The sequence below is a fragment of the Nocardia exalbida NBRC 100660 genome, from assembly GCF_000308575.1.
Lineage (GTDB): Bacteria > Actinomycetota > Actinomycetes > Mycobacteriales > Mycobacteriaceae > Nocardia > Nocardia exalbida.
On the sequence record NZ_BAFZ01000076.1, the window covers coordinates 37,534 to 63,230 of the forward strand.

The 25,697-nt window shown below is 70.6% G+C and carries 23 protein-coding genes; 11 read left to right on the forward strand and 12 right to left on the reverse strand.

The annotated features are described in order from the left end of the window. Positions 1–412: 412 nt before the first annotated feature. On the forward strand, positions 413–1,441 hold the full coding sequence (locus ON29_RS18125) for a hypothetical protein (RefSeq protein WP_040867743.1): 1,029 nt from the start codon (positions 413–415) through the stop codon (positions 1,439–1,441). On the opposite strand, the gene ON29_RS18130 is transcribed toward ON29_RS18125, so the two are convergent. The 3 genes from ON29_RS18130 to ON29_RS18140 form a co-directional block, all read right to left on the reverse strand. Beyond that, positions 1,408–2,370: a LysR family transcriptional regulator gene (locus ON29_RS18130; protein ID WP_083863723.1), complete on the reverse strand. Its 963-nt coding sequence runs from the start codon at positions 2,368–2,370 to the stop codon at positions 1,408–1,410. The two genes, ON29_RS18125 and ON29_RS18130, sit on opposite strands and share 34 nt — an antisense overlap. Positions 2,371–2,850: 480 nt before the next feature. Further along, positions 2,851–4,410 carry a flavin-containing monooxygenase gene (locus ON29_RS18135; protein ID WP_083863717.1) on the reverse strand — a complete coding sequence of 520 codons (1,560 nt, stop codon included), beginning with the start codon at positions 4,408–4,410 and terminating at the stop codon, positions 2,851–2,853. A gap of 58 nt (positions 4,411–4,468) precedes the next feature. Next, on the reverse strand, positions 4,469–5,701 hold the full coding sequence (locus ON29_RS18140) for a cytochrome P450 family protein (protein ID WP_040867746.1): 1,233 nt from the start codon (positions 5,699–5,701) through the stop codon (positions 4,469–4,471). A gap of 168 nt (positions 5,702–5,869) precedes the next feature. Between ON29_RS18140 and ON29_RS18145 the strand changes: the two genes are divergently transcribed. Together ON29_RS18145 and ON29_RS18150 are read left to right on the forward strand one after the other, a co-directional pair. Next, on the forward strand, positions 5,870–7,096 hold the full coding sequence (locus ON29_RS18145; protein ID WP_040867748.1) for an MFS transporter: 1,227 nt from the start codon (positions 5,870–5,872) through the stop codon (positions 7,094–7,096). 438 nt (positions 7,097–7,534) lie between these two features. Continuing rightward, positions 7,535–8,074, forward strand: coding sequence for a GNAT family N-acetyltransferase (locus ON29_RS18150; RefSeq protein ID WP_040867750.1), 540 nt, complete (start codon positions 7,535–7,537; stop codon positions 8,072–8,074). A 7-nt stretch (positions 8,075–8,081) separates the two neighbouring features. Here ON29_RS18150 and ON29_RS18155 read toward each other — a convergent pair whose 3' ends face one another. The 3 genes from ON29_RS18155 to zapE form a co-directional block, all read right to left on the reverse strand. Further along, positions 8,082–8,834: an alpha/beta fold hydrolase gene (locus ON29_RS18155; RefSeq protein ID WP_040867791.1), complete on the reverse strand. Its 753-nt coding sequence runs from the start codon at positions 8,832–8,834 to the stop codon at positions 8,082–8,084. Between the two features lie 64 nt (positions 8,835–8,898). Then, positions 8,899–9,681 carry a tyrosine-protein phosphatase gene (locus ON29_RS18160; protein WP_040867752.1) on the reverse strand — a complete coding sequence of 261 codons (783 nt, stop codon included), beginning with the start codon at positions 9,679–9,681 and terminating at the stop codon, positions 8,899–8,901. Between the two features lie 67 nt (positions 9,682–9,748). After that, positions 9,749–10,765 (reverse strand): cell division protein ZapE, encoded by a 1,017-nt coding sequence (gene zapE, locus ON29_RS18165; protein WP_040867754.1) that lies wholly within the window; start codon positions 10,763–10,765, stop codon positions 9,749–9,751. Positions 10,766–10,800: 35 nt separating this feature from the next. Here zapE and ON29_RS18170 point away from each other — a divergent pair, with 35 nt between their 5' ends. The 4 genes from ON29_RS18170 to msrB all read left to right on the forward strand — a co-directional run bounded on the left by ON29_RS18170 (position 10,801) and on the right by msrB (position 15,006). After that, entirely contained in the window at positions 10,801–11,562 is a 762-nt protein-coding gene (locus ON29_RS18170) for a pyrimidine reductase family protein (RefSeq protein ID WP_040867756.1), read from the forward strand. A gap of 31 nt (positions 11,563–11,593) precedes the next feature. Next, the gene (locus ON29_RS18175; protein WP_040867757.1) at positions 11,594–13,141 is read left to right on the forward strand and encodes an alpha/beta hydrolase; all 1,548 of its coding nucleotides are present in this window, start codon (positions 11,594–11,596) and stop codon (positions 13,139–13,141) included. Between the two features lie 81 nt (positions 13,142–13,222). Beyond that, complete coding sequence (locus ON29_RS18180; RefSeq protein ID WP_245549003.1) at positions 13,223–14,566, forward strand: glycosyltransferase family 87 protein; 1,344 nt, start codon at positions 13,223–13,225, stop codon at positions 14,564–14,566. After that, complete coding sequence (msrB, locus tag ON29_RS18185) at positions 14,563–15,006, forward strand: peptide-methionine (R)-S-oxide reductase MsrB (protein WP_051175343.1); 444 nt, start codon at positions 14,563–14,565, stop codon at positions 15,004–15,006. The genes ON29_RS18180 and msrB overlap by 4 nt, the downstream gene beginning before the upstream one ends. A gap of 85 nt (positions 15,007–15,091) precedes the next feature. Here msrB and hemQ read toward each other — a convergent pair whose 3' ends face one another. The 3 genes from hemQ to hemE form a co-directional block, all read right to left on the reverse strand. Then, positions 15,092–15,787, reverse strand: coding sequence for a hydrogen peroxide-dependent heme synthase (gene hemQ / locus ON29_RS18190; RefSeq protein ID WP_040867758.1), 696 nt, complete (start codon positions 15,785–15,787; stop codon positions 15,092–15,094). A 343-nt stretch (positions 15,788–16,130) separates the two neighbouring features. Beyond that, positions 16,131–17,492 (reverse strand): protoporphyrinogen oxidase, encoded by a 1,362-nt coding sequence (locus tag ON29_RS18195; RefSeq protein ID WP_040867760.1) that lies wholly within the window; start codon positions 17,490–17,492, stop codon positions 16,131–16,133. Positions 17,493–17,678: 186 nt separating this feature from the next. After that, a complete protein-coding gene (gene hemE, locus ON29_RS18200) occupies positions 17,679–18,734 on the reverse strand; it encodes a uroporphyrinogen decarboxylase (protein ID WP_040867762.1) in 1,056 nt (351 codons plus the stop codon). A gap of 132 nt (positions 18,735–18,866) precedes the next feature. Between hemE and ON29_RS18205 the strand changes: the two genes are divergently transcribed. Beyond that, on the forward strand, positions 18,867–19,505 hold the full coding sequence (locus ON29_RS18205) for a DUF3000 domain-containing protein (RefSeq protein WP_083863719.1): 639 nt from the start codon (positions 18,867–18,869) through the stop codon (positions 19,503–19,505). Between the two features lie 139 nt (positions 19,506–19,644). Next, complete coding sequence (locus ON29_RS18210; RefSeq protein WP_040867763.1) at positions 19,645–20,883, forward strand: HRDC domain-containing protein; 1,239 nt, start codon at positions 19,645–19,647, stop codon at positions 20,881–20,883. 19 nt (positions 20,884–20,902) lie between these two features. Here ON29_RS18210 and dxs read toward each other — a convergent pair whose 3' ends face one another. Further along, a complete protein-coding gene (dxs, locus tag ON29_RS18215) occupies positions 20,903–22,801 on the reverse strand; it encodes a 1-deoxy-D-xylulose-5-phosphate synthase (RefSeq protein WP_040867765.1) in 1,899 nt (632 codons plus the stop codon). Between the two features lie 328 nt (positions 22,802–23,129). On the opposite strand from dxs, the gene ON29_RS18220 reads away from it, so the two are divergent. Continuing rightward, on the forward strand, positions 23,130–23,804 hold the full coding sequence (locus tag ON29_RS18220; RefSeq protein WP_040867766.1) for an SIMPL domain-containing protein: 675 nt from the start codon (positions 23,130–23,132) through the stop codon (positions 23,802–23,804). A 24-nt stretch (positions 23,805–23,828) separates the two neighbouring features. Here ON29_RS18220 and ON29_RS18225 read toward each other — a convergent pair whose 3' ends face one another. Beyond that, positions 23,829–24,128: a DUF1330 domain-containing protein gene (locus ON29_RS18225; protein ID WP_040867768.1), complete on the reverse strand. Its 300-nt coding sequence runs from the start codon at positions 24,126–24,128 to the stop codon at positions 23,829–23,831. A 122-nt stretch (positions 24,129–24,250) separates the two neighbouring features. On the opposite strand from ON29_RS18225, the gene ON29_RS18230 reads away from it, so the two are divergent. Further along, the gene (locus ON29_RS18230) at positions 24,251–25,054 is read left to right on the forward strand and encodes an enoyl-CoA hydratase (protein WP_040867770.1); all 804 of its coding nucleotides are present in this window, start codon (positions 24,251–24,253) and stop codon (positions 25,052–25,054) included. A 4-nt stretch (positions 25,055–25,058) separates the two neighbouring features. Here ON29_RS18230 and ON29_RS18235 read toward each other — a convergent pair. Further along, a partial coding sequence (locus ON29_RS18235) for a class I SAM-dependent RNA methyltransferase (protein ID WP_040867772.1) occupies positions 25,059–25,697 on the reverse strand: 639 nt, incomplete at its 5' end.

Here is a 25,697-nt window from a genome sequence, read left to right on the forward strand (position 1 = left end):
TTGGCGTTGCTCTGTGTGGCACAAGGATTTTCATCATGCCACGGGCCCGCACCGGTCAGTTCCGGTATCGGCGAATTGACAGTTGCCGCCAGCCCATGGCGCGCCGGCCGCCCGGCATCCGGGCGAACTCGCGGCCTGCGTAACGCAGCTCACCGTGGCGGTCCGGAGCGCGGAGTCGCGGAGGGCGCGGATCGGGCGGATAATGACCGACCAGATGCGTCTGGCTGTTTCCGGACAAACCGGCTCGCCGCGTAATCCGCCTGCAGGGGGGTAATTCCGGGGGCCTAGGCTGCTTCGATCAGGTCATGGATCGGTGCGCCGCCGATACTTCGCGAGCCGCGGATGTCCAACTGGGCGGATAGAATCGTCCGGCCGAGTGCGAGCTGGGCCGATACGGGGAAGTAGGTACTGGATGGAGCACGGTCAGCAGACCGGCGAGTCGATCGGCGCGATGTTGTCGAGTATCGCGTCGGCTCTCCGAGAGGTCAGCGAGAAGCTGGACGCGGTGGCGGCCCGGATCGATGGCGCGCAGACCGTGGTGAGCGAACCGACCGCCGAGGGGCGGTTGGCCGAACTCGAGGCGTGGGCTTTCCGTGCCGCACAGGATATCTCGGGTCTCGATGCCAGGGTGCAGCTCCTGGAATCCGGCGACAACCCGGCTCCGGAGGATCGGACGGCGGCGCAGCGCCCGGCAGGCTCGCTTCCCCGGGCGGCCGCGGGACGGGCGAACGCACGCAAGGCTGAGCACGGCGCCGCCGAACCCGCGGCGCGAAGGAGCGATACCGGCGAAGCGGCCGGTTCCCGCAACGGCGCGCGACCGCAGAGCACACCCAGGGAGCCGGTGCACGCGGCGGCCGAACCGAATTCCGCCGCGCAGACGGGTTTCACACCGCCGCGCGAACCCACGCTCACCGCGCTGGATCCGAACGTCTCCTCCGGCCAGAGCTTCACCGCACCCCGCGAACCGGCGTCGAACTTCACCGCGCCGCCCTCGCGTGAGCCCGCTTTCACCACGCCGACGCCGCGGGAACCCGTGTCGCCTTTCACCCCGCCGGCGCCGCGCGATCCGAGTACCGGTCAGCGGGAGACGCGCGAACCCGCCACCTCGACGGCCTCCTACTCCCCCACCGAGAACGCCGCGTACGAGAGCATCGTCGCGTCCACCCCGAGCACGCAGCACAGCGGATCGGGGAACGGGGCGACACCGGGCACCGGACTCACCGGTGCGCACCGCGCCGGTGAGGACGACCGGACAGCGGTCGAGAACACCCACGTGGACAAGCTGCAAGCCATGCTGGACGAGCTCAAGCGCACGGCCGCGGCCCCGCTGGGACGCGCCGACCTGTTCGACTCGACCTCGAACGGCTATCCCTCCGAGCGCACCGAAGCGCAGCGCAGGCCGGCCGACTACCGGCTCTCCAGCCCGCCGCCGGTGTCCTGAGCCACTCTGACGCGCCGCCGTTTCGGCGCACGCGCCGCGCCCGCCGAACGCAGCAGGATCTCCTGGACGAGATCGCGCAGCCAGCGATGCCCTCCGTCGGCGGTGTTGCGCGGATGCCACGCCATCCCGATCGCGGCCTCCGGCAGCGGCAGCGGTATCTCGAACGCGCCCAATCCGATCGCCGGTAGCGTGGCGGCGCTCAGCATGGCGGGTGCGGAGCAGACCAGGTCGCTGCCGCGCACCGCGAACAGCGCGCTGGTCAGTGTCGGCACGGTGGCGACCACTCGCCGGGTGCGGCCGTGCAGGGCGAGACGGTCGTCGATCGGGCCGTGCGAACGGCCGTTGCGCGAAATGCTCAGATGCGGTGCGGCGGCGTAGGCGGCGACGGTGACGCGATCGGTGACCAAGGGGTGGTCGGCGGCGGCGACGCCGATCACGCGGTCGGTGAGCACTCTGCGCACGGTGGTCTCCGGGTCGGTGTGGTCGATCACTCCGACTTCGAGATCGACACGTCCGTCGCGCAACGCGGCGGTGCCCTCCAGGGTGTCGGACAGGAAGCGCAGCGTGACGCCCGGCGCCTGAGCGCGTACGGCCGACAGCAGGGGCCCGGCCAGTTCGGTGAGCACCATGTCGCCCGCCTGCACGGCGAACGTCCGGCGCAGCGCCGCCGGGTCGAGGTCGTCGCGCGGTGTCAGCAGCGCGCGTCCCTGCTCGACCAGCGTGCTGACCTCGTAGCGCAATTCCAGTGCCCGTGGTGTCGGCACCAGGTTGCGACCCGCGCGTACGAGCAACGGGTCGCCGAGCACGCCGCGCAATCTGGCCAGCGTCCGGCTCATCGCGGGCGGCGAGGTATGGAGGCGCTGCGCGGCCAGGGTGACGCTATGGGTGTCCAGCAGTGCGTCGAGGGCCACGAGGAGATTCATGTCCAGCGCTTCCACCCTTGGATTATCGCCAACGCAAACAGCGGGCCCCGGTATTGCGCGGGCGACAAGCGGGGGCGAGTCGCACCCCGGCGGTAAATACGGACAGTCGTCGGCCAAATCGTCCACGATCGAGCACGCCATCACGCCGTCCCTCGTGTTCATGTGCCCGATGACCTCCGGATATGCCCTACGCACGTCGGCTATGGGCCGCTCGGGCGACGACGTCGGAAACGGCTGTTCGCACCGAGCCCCGCGGCTTGGCGGACGCCCCGGCACGATTTCGCCGGGCGACCCCGAGTTCGGCAGTCGATGCAATTGTGCACACACACCCCTCCGCTGACCGGCGACCGGCAAGGAGTCGCTGCCGACCTGCCCGCCGCCTACCGCGTCGCACGATAGAACCGGAACCGGCGCGCCGGATCACTCCGCGCGCCGCATACCCCACCCCAGGGCGGATCGCCGCCTGGCCGGGGCGGCAACGAAGGCCTAGTGGCTGACCCGGCCGCCGCCGCCCTCGTAGGGAAGCAGTTCCGCCTCGATCGGGGTGGTCGGCGGTGCCACCGGTCCCCGCCCCGGCTTGCGGCGGGTGGCCAGTCCCCGGTAGGACTCCGGCTTGATCCGGCGGAACACCTGCGCCAGACGCGTGTGCAGGGGCAGACGGAACTTCAGGTCGCCGAGCATCTCGTCGATGTTCTGGATGGAGAACGGGACGACCGCCGTGCCGTGTGCGTGGTGGCCGGGCGTGCGTTCCTCCATCCAGCGCAGGCGGGCGTCGATCTGCTCGTCGAGTTTCTCGGCGGGCGGCAGATCGAGCCTGCCGGTGAGCAGCGCGGCGGTCCAGTGCGCGGCGACCTCGGCGTTCAGCGTGCTGATGACCGAGGAGTTGTAGCCGGCGAAGGTCAGGTTCGGGACCTCGAGCGGCAGGATCTGGCGGTGCAGGCGGAAGTTGCCGTGCTCGTCGGTGAGCCTGCGCTGGATATACGGCGTGAGGAAGGGCACGCGCTGCTGGAATCCGGTCGCGCAGATCACGACGTCGGCCTGGAGCACCTGCCCGGTGGACAGCCGGATCCCGGGCGCCGCCTTCGGACCGCCGCCCATCTCGGTGATCGTCGTGTCCCGGTGCACCGTGATGCGTCCGTTGGCCACCTGCTCGTAGAAGCCCTCGCTCACCAGGCCGACGGTGCTGTCGGCGATCTCCTCGAACCGCCCGCCGGGCACCAGACCGAGTTCGCGCAGGTGGGAGTGCTTGGTGACCAACTCCTGGATCAGGTCGAAGTTGCTGATTCGCACCGATTCCCCCGGTCCGTCCAGGAACCGGTCCATCCAGCGCGGCCGCAGGTAATGGAAGTGCGCCTCACCGAAGCGAGTCAGCATCAGCCGTTCGTAGTCGATCACCCGGGCCAGCCTGCGCGGCATCTTCCACAGCAGTCGCCGGGCCACCACCGAGGTGGAGGCCGCGACCTCGCTGACCGCGGTGGCGATGTCGCAGGCGGACTTGCCGTAACCCACCACGACGACCGACTTGCCGCGCACCGACTCCAGGTCGGTGAACTCCGAGGAGTGGCACAGGCGCCCGCCCGCCGCGCGGAACCAGTCCGCGCCGCGATACTCCGGCATCGCCGGGTCGCTGAAGATGCCGTTGGCGATCACCAGGTGGTCACATGAGGCCCGATGAATTCCGCTCTCGTCGCGAATTTCCAGCAACCAGCCGCTGTCCACCGGATCGGCGGCCACCACCTCGGTGCGCAACCGCAGGTGCTCGGTCAGCCCGAAGTGCTCGGCGTAGGCGGCCAGGTAGGCCTGCATCTGCGGTCCGTCGAGGACCCGCGGGTAATCGGCGGGCATGGGGAAGTCGGAGAAGTGATACGTGTCCTTGGAGTTCTGCGTTTGCAGTCCCGGGTATCGCCGGGTCGCGCTCCACACGCCACCGATATCGGGTGCGCGGTCGAAAATCTCGACCGGAAAACCCTCCTGTTTCAGCACTTTCGCGCAGGCGAGACCTGCGATACCCGCACCGACGATCCCGATGCGGCTTCCGCTTGTCATGCGCAGGAGACTACGTCGCCTGCGGCGCGCAGCAAAGTCGGTCGACCGAATCCGCTCTTCAGCGTCCTGCGGGCGCATTCGCCGCAACGACGGGAAGCTCGAGCAGCCCGCGGATCAGGATGCTCTCCCGCCACCGCAGGTCCGCGTCATCGAAGGCGGGCCGCAGCAGCGGATAGCGCCGCACCAGACTGGTCAGCGCGACGCGGGCCTCGAGCCGGGCCAGACCTGCCCCGAGGCAGTAGTGGATGCCGTGGCCGAAGGCCAGGTGACCGTTCGCGCCGCGATCCGGGTCGAATGCCCCGGGCGCGGTGAAGTGCTGCTCGTCGTGATTGGCCGAGGCCACCGAGACCAGCACCAGCTCCCCAGCCGGGATGACGCTGTCACCCAGCCGCACCGGCGCGGTGGTGTACCGCAGGGTGGCCACATTGACCGGTCCGTTGTAGCGCAGCATCTCCTCCACCAGCGGTGCGACGCCCGCGGGGTCCTCGCGCAGGGCCTGATAGCGGGACGGATCGGCCAGAAGTTCCAGCACGCTGTTGCCGATCAGATTCACCGTGGTCTCGTGACCGGCCACCAGGATCAGGAAGGCCATGGAGATCAGCTCGTCGTGGCTGAGCCGGTCCCCCTCCTCGGTGACCATCAGCAGTTGCGAGATCAGATCCTCGCCCAGACCCTCCGCGCGCCGTCGGGCGATCAGCCCATCGAAGTAGTCGACGATGGCGTCGGTCGCGGTGCGCATACTCTCCGGGGTGGACATGGGACTGTCCACCACGGCCGCCGACCACTCCCGGAACCGCGCGCGGTCCTCGACCGGCACGCCGAGCAGTTCGCAGATCACGGTGATGGGCAGCGGGAAGGCGTACTCCGCGAGCAGGTCGACGGGCCCCGCCCCCGCGGTGCGATCCATCGCGTCGAGCAAATCCTCCGCGATCGCCACGATCCGTGCCGCGAGTGCCTCGGTTCGCGCGGGTGCGAAGGCCGGGGTGACGAGTTTGCGCAGCCGCGAGTGCCGCGGCGGGTCGGCGTTGAGCAGATGGTGGCTCAGGCGCTGGTTGACCGCGGTGACGCCGCTGTCGCCCGAGGCTGATCGCCGTGCGTGGGCGCCCACCGGAGTGCGCGGATCCTTGCGGACGTCGGGATGGCGCAGCACCTGCTTGGCGGTGTCGTAGTCGACCACCAGCCAGGCACGAACGCCGGTACGCAAGCGGATCCGGTGCACCGGTCCCTCGGCGCGCAACTGCTGATAGAAGGCATGCGGGGTGTGAAAGAAGTCCGCGGGCAGCTCTCTCATCCGGTCGGTTCCCCTCGGTTCGCGAGTGTTGTTGCGGCCCTTCGATAGTGACACCGATCACCGGCGGCGGCCAGGCCGTGCGCCCGGACGTGCCGTCCGATCACCGTGGCCGATCGCCCCGGCCGGGGCCGCCGCGCGCCGTCGCCACTGCCCGGCTACCCTGCGCCCATGAGTTCGATCGCGCCCGTCCTGCGGCGCGCCCGGATCGCGAACTCGTTCGCGTTCGGTTCGCAGGGCTTCTTCCTCGCCGTCGTGCTGACCGAATTGCCGCAGCAGAAGGAGCATTTCGGCCTTTCGGACGGGGTGATCGCCGTTTCGGTGGTGCTGATCTCGTTGCTGGCGGGCGGCGGCAGTGTGCTGGCGGAGCGGCTGGCGCTGCGCTGGTCCAGCCGCGCGGCGATGCGGATCGGGCTGCTGCTCGTGGCCGTCACCGGCTCGGCGGCGGCGTTCGCCCCGAACACGGCCCTGCTGGTGGCAGCGCTCGGCTGCTACGGGACCGCGGTGGGGATCGTCGACGCGGGCACCAACATGCAGGCGGTGTTCATCCAGCACGGGTACGGCACGTTCATCCTGTCGTCGTTCTACGCCGCGTGGAGCGCCGGAACCATCGCCGGGGCGCTGTTCGTCTCGGGGTGCGAGGCGCTGGAGGTGACGCTGCGGGAATCGCTGCTGGTGGCCGCGGCGATCGTGCTGCTGCTCGGCTGGGCGCTCGGGCCGGGGTTGCTCGGCGCGCGGGACGCGGAGAGCAGTCCCATCGAGACCGCCGCACCCGGGCCGGCCGTCGCGCTGCGCGCGTATCTCGCACTCGGGATCGCGGCGGCGTTCGTCTTCGCCGTCGACCTGGCGGTGGGCAACTGGTCGGCCCTGTACCTCACCGATGACCTGCTCGCCGGTTCGGCGACCGCGGCACTCGCCTTCGCCGCGTATCAGGGGACGTCGCTGGTCGCCAGGGTCGCGGGCGATGCGCTGGTGCGCCGTTTCGGCCCGCGCAAGGTGGTGCGGACCGCGGCGGGCACGGGGGCTTTCGGCCTGGCGCTCGTGGTGGCCGCGCCGAGTCCGGCCGTCGCGATCGCGGGCTTCCTCGTGGCGGGCGCCGGGCTGCCCGTAATCGCACCGTTGTGCTTCAGCGCGGCCGGGCAACTGGCGACGGGGCGGGAACTCGACGCACTGATCGCGCGTCTCAACCTGTTCAACTATGCGGGAACCCTGCTGGGCGGCGGCGTCGTCGGTGCGGTCGCGGCGAGTGCCGGGCACCGCGCGGGCTTCGTGATCCCGCTGCTGTTCGCCGTAGCTTTGATCGCCCTGTCCCGCGTCTTCCACTCCCAGCGCGTCGCGAGCGCGCCTACCGCTCCCCGCCCGGAGACGCTGGACCAGCCCACCGAGTCCGCGGGATAGGCCGGGGCCGTCGTCGGCGCTGATCGAAGCGGTGGCGCCGACCAGCGGCACGGGCGACACCACGGACGGGTTGCCCGGCCGACTCCACGGCTGGGCACGCTGCACCGACGGCAGCCGGGTCGGCTTGGTCGAGCTCCCGGCCGCACGGTCACGCCGACCGCCACGGCAGGAATCGCCTCGACCGCCGCGGCCGCCTGGGACGGCTGGTCCTCGAATCGGATTTCGTAGTCGGCGATGGCGCGGACGCACCAGCCCGTTTCGATGCGCACCGCGGCGTCGCCCATATCCACCAGTTTGATGTGTGGATTGACCCCGCGCGCTTCGGCTTCCGTGGACGAGGAGCCGCTGGAGAGCACCAGGGTGCCGGGATTCGAACGAGAATATAGACCACATTTTAAGAAATGACATTCTCATCTGGTCATGTGCTCTGATGGAAGTATGAGCAACCTCCCAGTCATCGTCGACCGGGCCGGGCTGTGGGATGCCGAAGCGCTCAGCGACGTCGCGGCGGCGGCCTTTCCGCTCGCGTGCCCGCCCGAGGCGACGCCCGAGGACATCGATGTCTTCGTCGGCGAAGCGCTGTCGGGCGAACGCTTCGGCGAATACCTCAGCGACCCGGCCAGGATCGTGCTCAAAGCCGTCGCGGACGACGAGATCGTCGGGTACGCGATGCTGGTCACGGGCGGCCCGGCCGACCCGGCGGTGGCGGAATCGGCCGGGCCGCACCCGATGGTGGAGATCAGCAAGATGTACGTGCTACCCGGCCACCACGGCACGGGGGTCTCCACCGCGCTGATGACGGCCGCGCTGGACTTGGCGCGCGCCGAGGGTCATCCCGGCGTCTGGCTCGGCGTCAACCAGGAGAACGCGCGCGCCCGGCGCTTCTACGCGAAGCACGGCTTCGCCGAGGTGGGCACCAGGACATTCACCGTCGGCAACCAGGTGCACAGCGACTACGTGCTGCGGCTGGTCTTCTAGTTCCGGCTCAGCGCAGGAAATCCACGAGAGCGGTGTGGAACGCGGGGTTCACCACCGCCATCAGGTGATCGCCGGGCACCACGGCGAGCGCGCCGTTCGGCAGCGCCGCGGCGAGGCGCTCGGGTTCGGCGGCGAACGGGTCGTCGGCGCCCGCCAGCACCAGTGCGGGCACGGTGATGTCGGCCAGAGTCTCGATGGGACGGTCGTCGAGACCCGTCGCCACCGCGTGGATGGCGTCCACGTCGGCCCCCACCGCGTCGGCCAGCACCCGGAACATCCTCGCGGTCGGTGACGCGCCCGCGCCGTCGCCGGTCATCGCGGCCTGCAGGTCGGGCAGGTCGATCACGCGGCGGTCGACGCCGCCGCAGTCCAGCACACCCGAACCGATGCCGCCGACGGCCAGCCGCCGCACTCGATGGTCGCTCGCGGCCACCATCAGCGAGATCACTCCGCCCATCGAGTATCCGACCTGCGCGACTTCGTCGAAGCCCAGCTCGTCGTAGAGCGCGCGCACGTCCCGCGCCATGGCCTGCCACGAGTACCGCGCCGCCTCGTGCGGCTTGCCGGAACGACCGTGGCCCCGCGCGTCCAGGGAGACCACGGTGTGCCCGGCGGCTTGCAGGGCTCCGACCACGCCGGTGCTCATCCAGTTCGCGTTGGTGTCCGCGACCACCCCGTGCTGCAGGACGACCGGGACGCCCTCGCCCTCCCAGACCCGGTAATTGAGTTCCAGGCCGTCCCATGTCTCAAACTTCGCCATGCCGGGATCGTAGTGCACGCCGCGGCCAGGGACCGCCGAAGTGGACGTTCGGCCGAGACGCCGCTCAGCCCAGCAATCGGGCCCGCAGGGCGGCGATATCGCCGTCGGTGAGCCTCAGTCCGTCCCGGACGTAGGCGTCGAAACTGCCATAGGTCTGGGCGGCCTGGTCGAAGGCGGCGTCGAGCCAGGAGGCCTGGACACCGTTGAGCGGATCGTCCTGGCTCGCGTTGCGGAACCGGTTGGACAGGAGGTAGTCCTCGGTGACGGTGGCCCGATCCACCCCGAGCAGGGTGAGCAGCACCGCCGCCGTCCAGCCGGTGCGATCCTTGCCCGCGGTGCAGTGGAACAGCACCGCCCCGTCGGCGCCGGTGATGTCGCGCAGCACCGAGGCGAACGCCTCGTTCGCGCCCGGAGCGGTGATGAACGCGCGATACAGCCCATCGCCTCCGGTGAGCGTGGTGGCGATGACCTCAGGTGGAGCCTGGCCGATCACGTCGGCCCAGTGCGCCGTCGCGCCGGCGGGCAGCCGGTCGGGGCCGAGCGCCCGCTCGTAGACGGTGCGCAGGTCGTGGACGGAGCGCACACGGCGATCGCTCAGCGCGGCCAGGTCCTCCGGCGTCGCGTTGTTCAGCTGCCCGGTGCGAAACACCCGACCGGTGCGCACGATCCGGCCGTCGGCCGTGCGGTACCCGCCGATGTCGCGGGCGTTCTGCACGCCCTGCAGGTGCAGGGCGGGATCGGCTACGACGGCCGCGGGCGGGTCGGCCTGCGCGATGCCTGCTACCGGTCCGAACGCGACCGCCAGACCGGCTGCCATCGCGACCGGGGCACGGAAACCACGGGCCATTCGGCTGCTCCAATCATCGGTTTTCGGGCTCGCGCCCGTCATTCTCGCCGCAGGGTCGAGGTCGGCCTCAGGCCGCGACTTCGAACCGCGACAGCGCGAGAAGGCGCGAGATGGCGCGCAGGTACTTCTTGCGGTAACCGCCCTCGAGCATCTCGGCGGAGAAGATCTCGTCGAGTTTCGCACCCGACACCGTCACCGGGATGCTCGCGTCGTAGAGCCGGTCGGCCAGCACCACGATGCGCAGCGCCACGGCCTGATCGGTGACCGGATGCACGTTGGAGACGAACACCGACGACACTCCGGAGATCAGCGCGCCGTACTTCGACGGATGCAGCGTGCTGAGGTGCTTCAGCAGCGCGTCGAACTCGTCGAGGGTGGCGCCCGGTGTGCTCGCGGCCCGCTCGGCGAGCACCTCCGGCGCGGTGGGCGCCGGGGCGGGCGGAAGGTCGCGGTGGCGGTAGTCCGGCCCGTCGACGCGCACCGCCTCGAAGATGGCGCCCAGCTTCTTGATCTCGCGCAGGAAATCCTGTGCGGCGAAACGTCCTTCGCCGAGCTGACCCGGCAAGGTGTTCGACGTGGCCGCGATCGAGACGCCTGCGGCGGACAGTTCGGTGAGCAACCGGGATACCAGCATGGTGTCGCCGGGATCGTCGAGTTCGAATTCGTCGATGCACAGCACGCTGTTGCCCGACAGGCGCTCGAGAGCGTTGGCGAAACCGAGCGCGCCGACCAGATTGGTCAGCTCACCGAACGTGCCGAACGACTTGGGTGCGGGCGAGCTGTGGAAGATCGAGGCCAGCAGGTGTGTCTTGCCGACACCGAACCCACCGTCCAGATACAGGCCCGCGCCGCTCACCTGCTTCTTCTTACCGAAGAAGCTCTTCTTGCCGGCGGCCTTGCTGATCTTGGCGACCTGCCCGGCGAACTCCTCGGCCTTGCCGACCGCGGCCGCCTGGCTCGGTTCCTTCGGGTCGGGAATGTAGGAGGCGAAACTCACCTCGTCGAACATGGGCGGAGGCACCATCTGGGCGACGAGCTGATCGGCCGGGACCTCCGGGTGCCGATCGACGAGGCGTTCTTGCATGAACGAAGCCTAGAGACGTGGTGTGATCTGGTCTCATGCAGCGTAGCCAGAATGCGATCCAGCTCACAGGACTCGGCCCCGACGACCTCGCGCAGTTGTACGCCTTCCCCACCGCGCTCGACGCGCCGTTGGTCAGGGCCAATTTCGTCTCCAGCATCGACGGCGCAGCGACCAGCGGTAACCTCACCGAAGGACTGGGCACGCCGGCCGACCGGACGGTGTTCATGTTGCTGCGGGAACTGGCCGAGGTGATCGTGGTCGGCGCGGGCACGGCGCGCGCGGAGAACTACGGCGGGGCGCGTACCGACCCGGCGCGCAGGCGCGCGTTCCACGAGCGCGGCATCGGGGGCCATCCCGACGGCGCCCCGCCGCCGATCGCGGTGGTCACGGCGAGCGCTGCGCTCGACCCGGGCGCGCGCCTGTTCACCGATACCCAGGTGCCGCCGCTGATCATCACGACCGTCACCGCGCCCGCCGACCGTAAACAGCGCTTGGCGGACGCGGGCGCCGAGGTGATCGAAGCGGGTGACATCGCGGTGACGCCGGGCGGCCTGCTGCGGGTACTCACCGAGCGCGGCCTGCTGCGTGTGCTCACCGAGGGCGGGCCGCACCTGTTCGGCGAGCTGCTGGAGGCCGACGTGGTCGACGAACTCTGCCTGACCACCGCACCGCTGCTGGTCGGCGGCGCGGCGCGGCGAATCTCGCTGTCCGCCCACGAGTTCCGCCTCCGCATGACGCGCGCGCACGTGCTGCTGGACGACGACGGCACGATGCTCACCCGGTGGGCCCGTCGATGAAACAACCACCCGAACCTGGCAGGCTGTAGCAATGCGCTGGACTCGGGCCGCCGTGCTTGCCGCCACCCTCTCGATCGTGACCGCCGGTTGCGGCGCGGGACCGTCGGATCGTCCCGGTGTCGCGGTGCAGCGCCCGCCCGTCGCGGGCACCGCGACGACCTCCGCCGCACCCGCGCCGCCGCCGAGCGCCGAGCTACCCAAGACCGACCTCAGCTGGCGTGAATGCACCCAGCCGACCTTGGATCAGCTCGGGCTGGGTCCCGCGCCCGCGGGGCTGGTGCTCGACTGCGCCGAGTACTCCACCCCGATCGACTCGACCGGCGCGGTGCTGGGCAGCTTCCGCGCCGGCGCGTTGCGGGCCAGGCTGGCGCAGACCCCCGCCGACGCGCCGCCGCTGGTGCTCACCTCCGGTTCGGATCGCTCGTCCTCCGCCACTCTGGCCGGATTGGCCGCGGGCCCGGCCTCCGCACTGCTGGCCGCCCGCCCGATCGTCGCGGTGGACCGGCGCGGCATCGGCACCTCACAGCCGATCGACTGCCTGCCCGCGGACATCCGCCGCGGCCTGGCCGAGAACGCCCAGTCCGCGGGCGACCCGGTGGCGCGGATGACGAAGCTGAGCCAGGACGGCACCATCGCCTGCCGCGACTTCCTGCAGCCCTACGAGGGCGCCTTCGACGCGCCGCACGCCGCCGACGACATCGAACAATTGCGCAGGCAGTGGCAGGTGGAGCACATCGCGCTGCTGGGCACGGGCAACGGCGCGAAGGTCGCGCTCAGCTACGCCCGCAAATACGGTGACCATCTCGCCCGGCTGACGCTCGACTCCCCCGAGCCGGTCGGGACCGACTCCGTGACCCGTGCCGAACAAGCCGTGCAGGGCGCCGAAGCGGCGCTGACGGCGTTCGCGCAGCGCTGCGTCGGCGTCGGCTGCTCGCTCGGCGCCGACCCGCGCGCCGCGGTCATCGATCTGGTGAACCGGGCCGCGAGCGGTGGCCTCGGCGACATCTCGGCGAACGCCCTGCTCACCGCGGTGTCGGGCTTCCTCGGCAGCCCGCGTGCCGACCAGGCCACTCGGGTCGCCGAGCTGTCCGACGCGCTCGCCGCGGCCGGACGCGGCGACCGGGGCCCGCTGGACGCTCTGATCACCCGGGAAAGCGCGGCTATCGCGAGCGACGGCCAGTTCGTCAACCGGTGCACCGACACGCAGCTGCCACCGACGCCGGACAAGGCCACCGAGCTCGCAGGCACCTGGGCGGGCAAGTATCCCGTCTTCGGCAAAGCGGCGGCCATCGGACTGATGGAGTGCGCCGCCTGGCCGGTGTCGACCGCACCACCGATGCCGGAGAAGCTGGGTATCCCGGTGCTCGTGCTCGGCGGGGTCGCCGACCCGGTGGTCGGCAACGGTGGTCAGTCGTCGGTGACCGGCGCGCTCGGTTCCGCAGGCGCCCGTCACGCGGCGCTGTCCTGGCAGGGCTTCGGCCATCCGGTGGCCACGCACTCGGGCTGCGCGCAGCGGGCGGTCATCGACTATCTGAAGGACGGCAAACTCCCCGCAGACGGTACCGCCTGCCCGGCCTAGCGCCGCTCGAGCGGCCGATCGAGCGGCGGGTCGGGCAGGTCCGGCCAACCGCCGGTAACCGATCCGGTGTACCGTGCCCCAGTGTTCCTTCGACCGCTCGAGCCCCGGACCGCTCGCACCACCGCCGAGGTGATCAAGTTCGCACTCTGGCCCCTGGCGGTCATGACCGTGCTGAACCGGGTTTTCATCAAGGCTGTCAACGGCTTCATCACCGACGACTACCGGCCGGTCTACCAGGCATCGCTCGACTTCTTGAACGGGCGTCCGGTGTACACCGCGAACTTCGACTCGGTGGACCCGCATTATCTGTACCCGCCCAGCGGCACCCTGCTGATCGCGCCGATCGCGGCCATCGACTACGAGAAGTCGCGCTGGCTGTTCATCGCCCTGAACGCGATCGCGATTCTCCTCGCCTGGTACCTGCTGCTGCGGCTGTTCCGCTACACGCTGAACTCGGTCGCCGCGCCCGCGCTGCTGCTGGCGATGTTCACGTCCGAAACCGTGATCAACACACTCGTGTTCACCAACGTCAACGGCTGCGTGCTGCTGGCGGAGCTGATCTTCATCCACCTGCTGCTGAAACGGCGAGACCTCTGGGCGGGCGCCGCGCTCGGATTGAGTATCGCGGTCAAACCGACACTCGCTCCGTTGCTTTTGATCGCGCTCGTGCGCGGGCAGTGGAAGGTGTTCGTCACCGCGCTCGGCGTGCCGCTGGGGTTGACCGCGATCGCCTGGCCGCTGTCGAAGGATCCTGAGAAGTTCCTCACCCGCACCGCGCCCTACATCTTCGAATCGCGCGACTACTTCAACAGCGCGATCGTCGGCAACGGCGAGTACTACGGGCTGCCGCCGTGGCTGACCTGGGGTATGCGCGTGGTGCTCGGTGTGCTCGTGCTGATCTCGCTGTGGCTGCTGTACCGCTACTACCGCGAGGACGAGCTGTTCTTCGTCTGCACCGCCTCCGGCGTGCTGCTGACCGCCTCGTTCCTGCTCAGCTCGCTGGGGCAGATGTACTACTCGATGATGCTGTTCCCGTTCCTGATGACGGTGGTGCTGCGCAACTCGGTGCTGCGCAACTGGCCGGCCTGGCTGGCGATCTTCGGGTTCATGAGCTACGACAAGTGGCTGTCGGACCGCTGGCAGCACATCGGCCGCAACCTGGAGTACCTGCGCATCACCTTCGGCTGGGGCCTGCTGCTCATCGTGGTGTTCTGTGTGCTCGGCGACCGCTATCTGGCCGCGCGGCGGGAAGGCAGGCTGCCGTTCGGCATCGATCCCGCGTGGATGAGGTCCGCGCCGGACCCGCGCGGCGAGGCGCCGCAGCGTCCCGTCCCGGCGGCCGACTCGGCCCCGGCCGCGGAAACCCCCAGGCCACACAACGGCTCGGCGCCGGTGGAGCAGAATCGTATTAGCGTGGAACCATGAGTTCCGAAGCCGAGACTTCCCTGCCCGCGCCCCGCATTCGGCTCACGCCGCAGGAATGGCGAGTGAAGCTGGACCCCGAGGAGTACGCGGTGCTACGCGAGGCCGCCACCGAGCGGCCGTTCGTCGGCGAGTACACCGACACCGAGACCGAGGGCGTCTATGCCTGCCGGGCCTGCGGCGCCGAGTTGTTCCGCAGCACCGAGAAGTTCGACTCGCACTGCGGCTGGCCGTCCTTCTTCGATCCGGCGGCGTCCGACGCGGTGATTCTCCGGTCGGACGACTCGCTCGGCATGCACCGGGTCGAAGTGCTGTGCGCGAACTGCCACAGCCACCTCGGCCACGTGTTCGAGGGCGAGGGGTACAACACGCCCACCGACAAGCGCTACTGCATCAACTCCATCGCCCTGCGACTGCACCCCTCGGGCAGCGCAGCGGAGTAACAGCCCGACGCTCACCGGCAGCGTACGGAGTTCCAGCCGCTCGGCGCATGCCCCGAAAACTCTGGGCAAAGCGGTCCGGTGCGGCTCAGGGCAGAGCGGCGATCAGTTCCTCGACATCGACGCGGGGCCCGGTGAAGAACGGGATCTCTTCGCGCACGTGCCGCCGGGCGTCGGTGGCCCGCAGATCGCGCATCAAATCGACGATGCGGTGCAGTTCGGGCGCCTCGAACGCCAGGATCCACTCGTAGTCGCCGAGCGCGAACGAGCTGACGGTGTTGGCCCGCACGTCCGGGTAGTCACGAGCGGCCTTGCCGTGCTCGGCCAGCATCCGGCGGCGTTCCTCGTCGGGCAGCAGATACCACTCGTAGGACCGGACGAACGGGTACACGCAGATGTAGGCGCCCGGCTCCTCGCCGGCCAGGAACGCCGGGATGTGGCTCTTGTTGAACTCGGCGGGCCGGTGCAGCGCCGCGTTGCTCCAGACCGGCGCGCTGGCCCGGCCCAGCTCGGTGGTGCGGCGGAAGTCGGCGTAAACGGCTTGCAGGTCCTCGATCCGCTCGGCGTGCGTCCAGATCATGAAATCGGCGTCGGCGCGCATCCCTGCCACGTCGTAGATGCCGCGGACCACCACATCGCGGTCGGCGAGACCGTCGAAGAACGCCTTGGCCTCCTTGGTCGCGGCGTCCCGGTCCTCGCCCAGCACTCCCGGCTGCACCTGGAAGACCGAGAACATCAGGTAGCGGATGGTGGAGTTGAGAGCTTGATAGTCGAGTCGCGCCATAGCACTATCGTGCCACTCGCTCCGGAGCGCCCGCGTCGCCGGGCGTGAACTGCTCGATGTGCGCCCGGCGTCCGGGATCCCGACGGCGCGCAGCTGACGCTGGATATCGCGCAGTAACCTGGGCGGACCGCAGACATAGACGTCGGCGTCGCCGGGCAGGCTCGGTGCCGAGAGACCGACCCTGCCGTGCCGCGCGCCGGTTGCTCGTACCAGATTTCGACGTCGGCCTGGTCGGGCCGAGTAGCGAGTTGCCCGAGCCGATGGCGCAGCGGAAAAACGGAGAATCACACCGGCGGTATCGCATTGCCCCGGCGTGCACGAGCGGGCGCCACCCCGGGTCCGCTCAGCGTGCGCTGCCCGCACCGACCGTCGCCGCGATCCGCTGCGCGGCGGCCGCGCCGGTGGCGACGCACGCGGGCACCCCGACGCCGTGCAGGTACGCGCCCGCGACCGCCAGCCCGTCTAGCGCCGCGACCTCGGCTTCGACGGCCGCGATGCGGGCCGGATGGCCGGGCGCGTACTGGGCGAGGCCGCCCGGCCAGCGCCGCACGACAGCCTCGATCGGCTCGATGACTGCCCCGGTGACGGTAGCCAGGTCCTCGGTGGCGGCCGCGACGAGTTCCGGATCGGGCCACGACAGCGGGGAGTCGTCCCCGAACTTGCCGAACGAGACGCGGACGAAGGCCGTTTCGCGTCGCGCGAGATGCGTCCATTTGCGGCTGGACAGCGTGAACGCCTTCGCGCGCAGCGGCTCTCCGGTGGCCACCAGGATGCCGGAGTTCTGCGGCAGCGCGGTCTCGCGGGGCAGCGCCAGCCCGACCACCGCCGACGAGGAGAGTTCGACGCCCGCCAGTTCCGCCGCGGCGGCGGGGGCGACGGTCTTCAGCAGTCGCGCGGTCACCGGCGCCGGGGTGGCGAGCACCACCGCGTCGACGGCGCCGATCGGGTCGACCACCCAACCGCGCAGCCCCCTGGCCAGACGCGTCCCCGGGGTCGCGGTGACAAACCTCGCCGCGGAGCGTTCGGCGAGTGCCTCGAGCAGCACCCGGTACCCGTCGCGGAGGGCACCGAAGACCGGTGCGCTCGAAGGCGGGGGCAGCGCGGCGCCGACGGCGGCGGTGAGGCTGCGCGCGCCGTTGTCCAGCGCGGCGGCGAGGGTGGGCAGCGCGGCACGGACACCGATGGATCGGGAGCTTCCCGCGTACACGCCACCGAGCAGGGGGTCCACGCTGCGCTCGGCGACTTGCGTGCCGAAGCGGTCTGCGACCAGCTGGTAGACGTCGATATCGGAACCCGGCTCCCAGGTCAGCGGCCGGTCGGGTTCGGCGGCGATCCGCCGCAGCGTCTCGGCGTCGACCAGATCGCGCATCGACTCGGCGTTCGACGGAACACCCATCAACGTGCCCTCCGGAAGCGGATGGGCGGCTCCGGAGGACCACACCAGCGGCCGCAGACCGGCAGGCGTCACCAACTGCGACTCGAGCCCGAGTTCCCGCAGCACCGCGGGTACCTCCGGCCGTCGGCCGACGAACGCTTCCGCGCCGAGATCCAATGGCTCTCCGGCCAATTCACCGGTGTAGAGGATGCCACCGACCCGTTCGGCGCGATCGAGCACGACCACGTCGGCATCCGGCCCGAGCAACGTCCGCAATCGATACGCGGCCACCAGTCCGCTGATCCCACCGCCGACCACCGCGATACGCATACCTCGACCGTATCGTGTCCCGCCACGGCGACCGTCCGACGGTCGGCCGCCCGATGACCCGGAACACATCGCGTCCATGGCGACAGCAGCCGCGCCGCACACGGCTACCACCTGGGCCGGACGGAACCGGCCACTGCGAACCGGAACCCTGCTCGATCGGACGCGCCTCCCCCGCTGCGCCTTCCCCTACAGCTCGTGCACGAGTTCCACCAAGGCCGTCAGCACGCCCGGATCGGTCTCCGGAAGCACCCCGTGGCCCAGGTTGAAGATGTGCCCGGTAGCACCGAGCGTGATCGCCTCGTCCGCTTCGCGCGCGATCCGCCGGGCATGCGCCTCGACGGCGGCGGGGCCCGCGAACAGCACGGCGGGATCGAGGTTGCCCTGCAACGCCTTTCCGGGCCCGACGCGGCGGACGGCCTCGGTCAGCGGCACCCGCCAATCGACACCGACCACGTCGGCGCCCGCCTCGCCCATGGCGCCGAGCAGCTCGCCGGTTCCTACCCCGAAGTGGATGCGCGGCACCCCCGCCTCGGCGATCTCGGCGAACACCCGCTCCGAATGTGGGAGCACGAAATCGCGGTAGTCGGCCAGTGAGAGAGCGCCCGCCCAGGAGTCGAACAACTGCACCGCGTCCACGCCGGCCGCCAACTGGGCCTGTAGGAACGCGATGGTGATGTCGGTGAGCGCGCCGAGCAGCGCGTGCCAGGTCTGCGGGTCGGCGTACATCATCGCCTTGGTGCGCTCGTGGTTCTTGCTCGGACCGCCCTCGACCAGGTAGGAGGCCAGGGTGAACGGCGCGCCCGCGAACCCGATCAGCGGCGTCTCCCCCAGCGCGTCGACCAGCAGTCGCACGCCGTCGGTGACCGCCCCGACCTCCTCGGGGCGCAACCGGGGCAGTGCGCGCACGTCATCGACCGTCCGCACGGGCGCGGCGACCACCGGGCCGACGCCGGGCACGATGTCCAGATCGATCCCCGCCGCTTTGAGCGGAACGACGATGTCCGAGAACAAGATCGCCGCGTCGACCCGGTGCCTGCGGATCGGCTGGAGGGTGATCTCGCACACCAGCTCCGGGTCGAAGCAGGACTCGAGCATCCCGACGCCCGCGCGCACCTCGCGGTACTCGGGCAGCGAGCGTCCGGCTTGGCGCATGAACCACACCGGACGCCTGCTCGGCGTCGCGCCGGTAGCGGCGGCCAGGAACGGGGCATCGGTCAACCGGCGGCGGGTATGAGTGCTCATCACGGCTATCGTATGCGGGCCCGGAAGAAGGGGCGGACGCGGAGGCGGCAGCGATGACAGCGCAGACGCCGCCCGGCCCGTAGCGGCGCGCCTCCGACTGCGCGGGGGGCACAAGGTCTACCGTCAGCAGTCGTGACACCGCTCGACTTCCGCGACGGCGCCGCACCGACCGAGGGACCTCATGGCGAGCCAGCTCAATTTCGCGCCGCGGTCGAGGCGATGGGCACCGCAACCGTGCACCCTCGGATCGAGCTCGCGCCCATCCGGCCGCCGCAACGGCTCGCACCGTACTCCTACGCCATCGGCGCCGAGGTCTCCCATCCGGAAACCCCTGTCGTGCCGATCGATTCCGAAGGCGACGCGTTCGGCAGACTGATCCTGCTGCACGATCCGGACGGCGACGACACCTGGCACGGCACCCTCCGTCTGGTCGCCTACATCCAGGCCGACATCGACGCCGCGCTCGCCACCGACCCCCTGCTGCCAGAGGTGGCGTGGAGCTGGCTGGTGGACGCGCTGGAGTCACGGACCGAGCCGTTCACCGCGCTGGGCGGCACGGTGACCTCGACCAGCTCGGTGCGCTATGGAGACATCGCCGGGCCGCCGCGCGCCCATCAACTGGAACTACGCGCCTCGTGGACGCCCGTCACCACCGATCTGCGCCCGCACCTGGAGGCGTTCTGCGAGGTGCTGGCCTACGCGGCGGGACTACCCCCGGCCGGGGTGACCCAGCTGCGGGTACCACCCGGCTTGTCCGGCGATCGTCCCTGAGCACGCCCGCCGGTGTGGCGTGACCTGCGCCGGAATCACCGTCACCCGCTCCACCGGGCACATCTCGCCCGATCCGTCGACACACTTATGCGCCGATAGGACGGCGGCGCCGTAGAGTCGGCACGTAGAGTTCAACACCATGTCCGTACCAGACCAATCCGAACCCTCGGCCGCGACGCCGCTGCTCGCGCCGGTGGAGGGCGTGCCACCGGTACTGGACACCGCCGCCGAGATCAGCGCAGCCGCCGCCCGGCTGGCGGCGGGCACCGGCCCGCTCGCCGTGGACGCCGAGCGCGCCTCCGGGTTCCGCTATTCGGCGCGCGCGTATCTGATCCAATTGCGCCGCGCGGGCGCGGGCACGTTCCTCATCGATCCCATCCCGGTCACCGACGCACTCGGCCCGCTGGCCGACGCGATCAACGGCCTGGAGTGGGTACTGCACTCCGCCGACCAGGATCTCCCGGGGCTGGCCGAACTCGGCTTGCGCCCGGCCCGGCTCTTCGACACCGAGTTGGGCGGACGCCTGGCGGGTTTCGAGCGCGTCGGCCTCGCCGCGATGGTGGAACGGCTGCTGGGCCGGGCGCTGCGCAAGGGGCACGGGGCGGCCGACTGGTCCACCCGCCCGCTGCCCGCCGAATGGCTGAACTACGCCGCCCTGGATGTCGAACTGTTGCTGGAACTGCGCGACGCCGTCGCCGAAGCTCTCGACGAGCAGGGCAAAATGGATTGGGCGGCACAGGAATTCGAGCACATTCGTACCTTGGACCCGCCCGCGCCGAAGGCCGAGCGCTGGCGGCGCACCTCGGGCATCCACACGCTGCGCCGCACCAGGCAGCTCGCGGTGGTACGCGAGCTGTGGACCGCCCGGGATGCGCTGGCCCGCGCCCGCGATGTGGCGCCCGCTCGCATCCTGCCGGATGCCGCGATCATCGCCGCGGCCACCGCGGAGCCCAGAAACATCGCGCAGTTGCGCACCCTGCCGATATTCGGTGGGCCACGGCAGCGCCGGTACTCCCGCGAATGGCTCGCCGCGATCGAGCGCGGCCGCACCTTGCCGGACAGCGACCTGCCCCCGCTCACCCAGCCGTTCGACGGCCCGCCGCCGGTCAACCGCTGGGAGCGCCGTGATCCGGCCGCGGCGGCGCGCCTGACCCGGGCACGAGCCGCCATGGGTGACCTGTCGGCCGAGTACTCGATCCCGGTGGAGAACTTGCTCGCGCCGGACCTGGTCCGCCGCCTGTGCTGGGACGGGCTGCCCGACTACGCCGCGGTCGAACCCTCCGCCGTCGACGGATTCCTGAAGTCCGGCGGCGCCCGGCCGTGGCAACGAGAGCTGGCCGTCGCGCGGCTGGCCGCGGCGCTGCCGCCGTCGGACTAGCCCCCGCTCGCCTCCGGCGTCAGCGAGCGGCGAGCCACCCGCTGATCCGCCGGGCGATATCGGGGCCGGTGAGGCCGAGTTCGGCGTGCACTTCGCCGCGCGCGGCATGGTCGAGGAACTGCTGCGGAACACCGAGGTCGCGGGCCGGGATGTCCAGCCCCGAGTTGCGCAGGCGAGCCGACACCGTGGAGCCGATGCCGCCGTGCAGCCCACCGTCCTCCAGCGTGACCACCATCCGGTAGTTCTCCGCGAGCTTCAGCAAGGTGTCGGAGACCGGCAGCACCCAGCGCGGGTCGAGGACGGTGACCGAGATCCCTTCGGAATCGAGCAGGTTCGCCGCTTCCAGGGCCGCACCGGCGAAGGAGCCCACCGCGACGAGCAGGACATCGCCGTGCACCGCCTGCACCGAGCCGCCCTCGGGCTCCGCCATCCGCAGCACGTCGATGCCGTCGAGTCGTTCGACCGCCGAGATGTCCTCGGCCACACTGCCTTTCGGGAAACGCAACGCGGTCGGCCCGTCGTTGACGGCCAGCGCCTCGGCCAGTTCCTCCCGCAGCGTCGCGGCGTCGCGCGGAGCGGCGACCCGGATGCCGGGAATGATCCCGAGGACCGAAAGGTCCCACATGCCGTTGTGGCTGGCGCCGTCGGAGCCGGTGATGCCCGCGCGGTCCAGCACCACGGTGACCGGCTGCTTCAGCAGCGCCACGTCCATCAGCAACTGGTCGAAGGCGCGGTTGAGAAACGTGGAGTAGATCGCCACCACCGGATGCATGCCGCCGAGCGCGAGCCCCGCGGCGGAGGCCATGGCGTGCTGTTCGGCGATGCCGACGTCGAACATCCGATCGGGGAAGCGCTCGCCGAACGCGGCCAGCCCGGTCGGGCCCGGCATCGCCGCGGTAATGGCGACGATGTCGGCGCGGCGCTCGGCCTGCGCGATCAGCTCCTCGGAGAACACCGAGGTCCAGCCGCGCGCCTTCGGACCGCCGACGGGGACGCCGGTCAGCGGATCAATGGGGTCGCAGGCGTGCATCTGGTCGGCGACATGGTTCTCGGCGGGCGCGTAGCCGCGGCCCTTCTGCGTCACCGCGTGCACCACGACGGGGCCGCCGAAGTCCTTGGCCCGGCGCAGCGCGGACTCCAGGGCGACGACGTCGTGGCCGTCCACCGGCCCGACGTACTTGAGGCCGAGGTCGCTGAACAGTTCCTGCGGGCTCACCGCGTCCTTGATGCCCGCCTTCACCGCGTGCACCATCGAGTACGCCGATTCCCCCACCCGCGGAATGCTCTTCAGGATGCGCTTGCCCGCGTCGAGGGCGTGCTCGTAGGCGGGCTGGGTGCGCAGCGCGGTCAGCCGCTCGGCCAGGCCGCCGATGGTGGGCGCGTAGGAGCGGCCGTTGTCGTTGACCACGACGACCACCGGGCGGTCCGGGGCGGCGGCGATGTTGTTGAGCGCCTCCCAGCACATGCCGCCGGTGAGCGCGCCGTCGCCGACGACAGCCACCACGTGCCGGTCCTGCCCGCTCAGCGCGAACGCCTTCGCCAGACCGTCGGCGTAGGACAACGCCGCGGAGGCGTGCGAGGACTCCACCCAGTCGTGGGCGCTCTCCGCTCTGCTGGGGTAGCCGGACAGGCCGCCCTGCTTGCGCAGCGAGTCGAACTGCTCCTTGCGCCCGGTCAGGATCTTGTGCACGTAGGCCTGGTGCCCGGTGTCGAAGATCAACGGGTCGGCCGGTGAGTCGAAGATCCGATGCAGCGCGATGGTGAGTTCGACCACACCGAGGTTCGGACCGAGGTGCCCGCCGGTCGCGGCGACTTTGCGCACCAGGAACTCGCGGATCTCCTCCGCCAGCTCGCGCACTTGCGGCACGGTCAGCCGGCGCAGATCATCGGGCGTGTCGACCCGGGAAAGCACTCCCACCTGAACTAGCTCCCTCCGGATAGCGCATCTGATCCGATCAGTCTACGGAGCGGCGGCTGATGCTCCCGCACGAGAACGATCACACCAACCGACATGGCGTCGAAATGTGAGCCTCGACATACGGTACCCGGACGGAGCGACAAGGTGGACCGGGCCGGGCAAGTGACCTCGCGCGGAAACGAATCCCGGGTGGTGGCGCGGATCGGCGGCGGCGTCCACCCGGAGCGGCTCGCCCCGGAGCCTCGCGCCGGGCGAGGACCGTCGCGGCACCCTTCGAAGCAGGCACGATGGTGCGGTACGCATCGACAGCGAGCGACGAGGAGACGTTGTGGGCAAGAAGAGCGATTCGCGCGCGGGCACCGTCACGACCTACGGGCACGGCACCGCCCGCGCCACTCCCGACCTGATGCGGGTGACCATCTCGGTCGAATCGCGGGCGAGCAAGGTCGCGCTCGCCTACAGCCGGGCCGGTGAGCGCGTCGCCGCGGTCGCGCGGTCGCTGCGCTCCGACGGCGTGGACGGTTCGGACATCGCCACCAGCGGACTGTCGGTGCAGACCGAGACCGTGTGGACCGAGGGGCAGGGCAACCGCATCACGGGATACCTCGCGAGCACATCGCTGACGATCGCGTTGCGCGAGGTCGGCGAGGACGCCGATCCCGCGCCCGGCACCGTCGTCGCCAACTGCGTCGAGGCGGGCGGTGACGACGTCCGCCTCGGTGGACTCGTCCTCACCTTCGCCGACCAGGAGGCCCTGCTCACCCGCGCCCGCGACGCCGCATGGGAGAACGCCCTCGCCAAGGCCGAGCAGTACGCACGGCGCGCGCAGCGAACGCTCGGCAAGGTCGTGGAGATCACCGAGAACACCGCCTCCGCGCCGCCGGTGCCGCGCGCGCAGTCCATGTCGGCTCCGATGGAGGCCTACCGCGCCGCCGCCATCCCGGTCGAGCTGGGCGAGAGCGAGATCTCCGCGGGCATCCGTATCACGTGGCAGTTGGACTGACGGCGGGTCCCGCGGGGTCCGCGTTCACGAACCGTGACCGAGACCGCGCACCAGCAGGCTGACCGTATCCGCTCCGGCGTGCCGATCCTTCGAGATCTCTTGATATTCCGGCGATTCGGCCCAGGCGCGGAAGGACGGTTCGTCGGGGAAGGACATCAGGACCACCTTCTCGCGGTCGGTAACGCCCTCGATGGTCTGCGGGGACTCGTCGGCGGCCAGCAGCGTGCCGGAGTAGCGGAGGAAGACGTCCAGGAAGCGCGCCTGGTAGCGATCGTAGGCGGCGCGATCGGTCAACTTCAGTTGCGCAATTACGTACACGGTCATGGCGGTGACTCTAATTGGCCGGTCCGGCGGCCCGGCTCGGATCCCGCGGCGGCGGGCTCGATTTCATCGCCGCACGGAGCCCGCCGTGCCTATATTGAGGTCGTCACCGATCGGGAGGTCGCATGTCGTTCGTGCTCATCGACACACCGCGGCCGCACATCGCCCTGGTGACGCTCAATCGGCCCGAACGGATGAACGCGATGGCGTTCGACGTGATGATTCCGCTGCGCGAGACGCTGGAGCAGGTGCGCGCCGACAACGACGTGCGGGTCGTCGTGCTGACCGGGGCGGGACACGGTTTCTGCTCGGGAGCCGACCTGACCGGCGCGGGAAAGGTGCCGAACGTCGACGGGCTGACCGTCACCAGCGTCGCGCGGCGTTCGATGGATCTGCTCAACGACGTGTTGATCACGCTGCGGCGGATGCACCAGCCGGTGATCGCCGCGGTCAACGGCGCGGCCATCGGCGGCGGGCTGTGCCTGGCGGTCGGCGCCGACATACGGCTCGCCGCCGAGGACGCGTACTTCCGCGCCGCGGGCATCAACAACGGCCTGACCTCGGCCGAACTGGGCCTCAGCTATCTACTGCCCCGCGCCGTCGGCGCGTCGCGCGCGTTCGAGATCATGCTGTCCGGCCGCGACGTCGACGCGACCGAAGCCGAGCGCATCGGCCTGGTCTCGCGCGCGGTTCCGGGCCCCGAACTGCTGGACACGTGCTACGACCTGGCCGAACGCATCATCGGCTACAGCCGGGTCGGCACCGAGCTCACCAAGCGCATGCTGTGGAGCGGTATGGAGGCCGCCGGCTTCGAATCACACATGCAGCACGAAGGTACGGCTCAGCTCTACGTGCGCCTCACCACCGGCAATTTCGACGAGGCGATGCGCGCCCGCCGGGACCGCAGGCCACCGGTCTACGAGGACTGACCACTCAGCGCCGCAGCAGCGCCAGACATTCCACGTGGTGCGTCGCGGGGAAGGCGTCGAAGGCACGCAGATCGGTCAGCCGGTAGCCCGCGGCCTGATACAAGCCGAGGTCGCGGGCGAACGCGGCGGGATCACAGCCGACGTGGACGATTCGCGCGGGCCCACTGGCGGTGACGGCGCCGATCACCTCTTTGCCCGCGCCGGCGCGCGGCGGGTCGAGCACGACGACATCCGGGGCGGCCCCGCCGACGTGCTCGAACACCCAGCGCTCCACCCGCTGGGCGCGCAGCTCCACCCAGGGCAGATCACGCAGGGCGGCGGCGCCGTCGGCCACCGCGGGCCGGGCGGATTCCACCGCGAGCACCACACCGGTCCGCCCGGCCTGCTCGGCGAGGCGCGCGGCGAAGACCCCCGCGCCGCTGTACAGATCCCAGGCCCGCCCGCCGGGCCCGAGTTCCGACCATTCCGCGATCAGATCCGAATAACGTTGCGCTGCAGCGTGATGCGCTTGCCAGAAGCCCGTAGCCGCGACCTCCCAGCGACGGCCGGCCACATACTCGACCGCGCGCCCGCTGCCCTCGAACACCCACTCGTCGCGCGCCGCGTGGGCCGCCGCACGTCGCGCGGACGCCGCGCGGCGGTC

Excerpts from the sequence above, each read along its gene's own strand:
- ON29_RS18125 (WP_040867743.1), top strand. The coding sequence starts at position 413 with ATGGAGCACGGTCAGCAGACCGGCGAGTCGATCGGCGCGATGTTGTCG.
- ON29_RS18135 (WP_083863717.1), bottom strand. The coding sequence starts at position 4,410 with ATGACAAGCGGAAGCCGCATCGGGATCGTCGGTGCGGGTATCGCAGGT.
- ON29_RS18140 (WP_040867746.1), bottom strand. The coding sequence starts at position 5,701 with ATGAGAGAGCTGCCCGCGGACTTCTTTCACACCCCGCATGCCTTCTAT.
- ON29_RS18145 (WP_040867748.1), top strand. The coding sequence starts at position 5,870 with ATGAGTTCGATCGCGCCCGTCCTGCGGCGCGCCCGGATCGCGAACTCG.
- ON29_RS18150 (WP_040867750.1), top strand. The coding sequence starts at position 7,535 with ATGAGCAACCTCCCAGTCATCGTCGACCGGGCCGGGCTGTGGGATGCC.
- ON29_RS18155 (WP_040867791.1), bottom strand. The coding sequence starts at position 8,834 with ATGGCGAAGTTTGAGACATGGGACGGCCTGGAACTCAATTACCGGGTC.
- ON29_RS18160 (WP_040867752.1), bottom strand. The coding sequence starts at position 9,681 with ATGGCCCGTGGTTTCCGTGCCCCGGTCGCGATGGCAGCCGGTCTGGCG.
- zapE (WP_040867754.1), bottom strand. The coding sequence starts at position 10,765 with ATGCAAGAACGCCTCGTCGATCGGCACCCGGAGGTCCCGGCCGATCAG.
- ON29_RS18170 (WP_040867756.1), top strand. The coding sequence starts at position 10,801 with ATGCAGCGTAGCCAGAATGCGATCCAGCTCACAGGACTCGGCCCCGAC.
- ON29_RS18175 (WP_040867757.1), top strand. The coding sequence starts at position 11,594 with ATGCGCTGGACTCGGGCCGCCGTGCTTGCCGCCACCCTCTCGATCGTG.
- msrB (WP_051175343.1), top strand. The coding sequence starts at position 14,563 with ATGAGTTCCGAAGCCGAGACTTCCCTGCCCGCGCCCCGCATTCGGCTC.
- hemQ (WP_040867758.1), bottom strand. The coding sequence starts at position 15,787 with ATGGCGCGACTCGACTATCAAGCTCTCAACTCCACCATCCGCTACCTG.
- ON29_RS18195 (WP_040867760.1), bottom strand. The coding sequence starts at position 17,492 with ATGCGTATCGCGGTGGTCGGCGGTGGGATCAGCGGACTGGTGGCCGCG.
- hemE (WP_040867762.1), bottom strand. The coding sequence starts at position 18,734 with ATGAGCACTCATACCCGCCGCCGGTTGACCGATGCCCCGTTCCTGGCC.
- ON29_RS18210 (WP_040867763.1), top strand. The coding sequence starts at position 19,645 with ATGTCCGTACCAGACCAATCCGAACCCTCGGCCGCGACGCCGCTGCTC.
- ON29_RS18225 (WP_040867768.1), bottom strand. The coding sequence starts at position 24,128 with ATGACCGTGTACGTAATTGCGCAACTGAAGTTGACCGATCGCGCCGCC.
- ON29_RS18230 (WP_040867770.1), top strand. The coding sequence starts at position 24,251 with ATGTCGTTCGTGCTCATCGACACACCGCGGCCGCACATCGCCCTGGTG.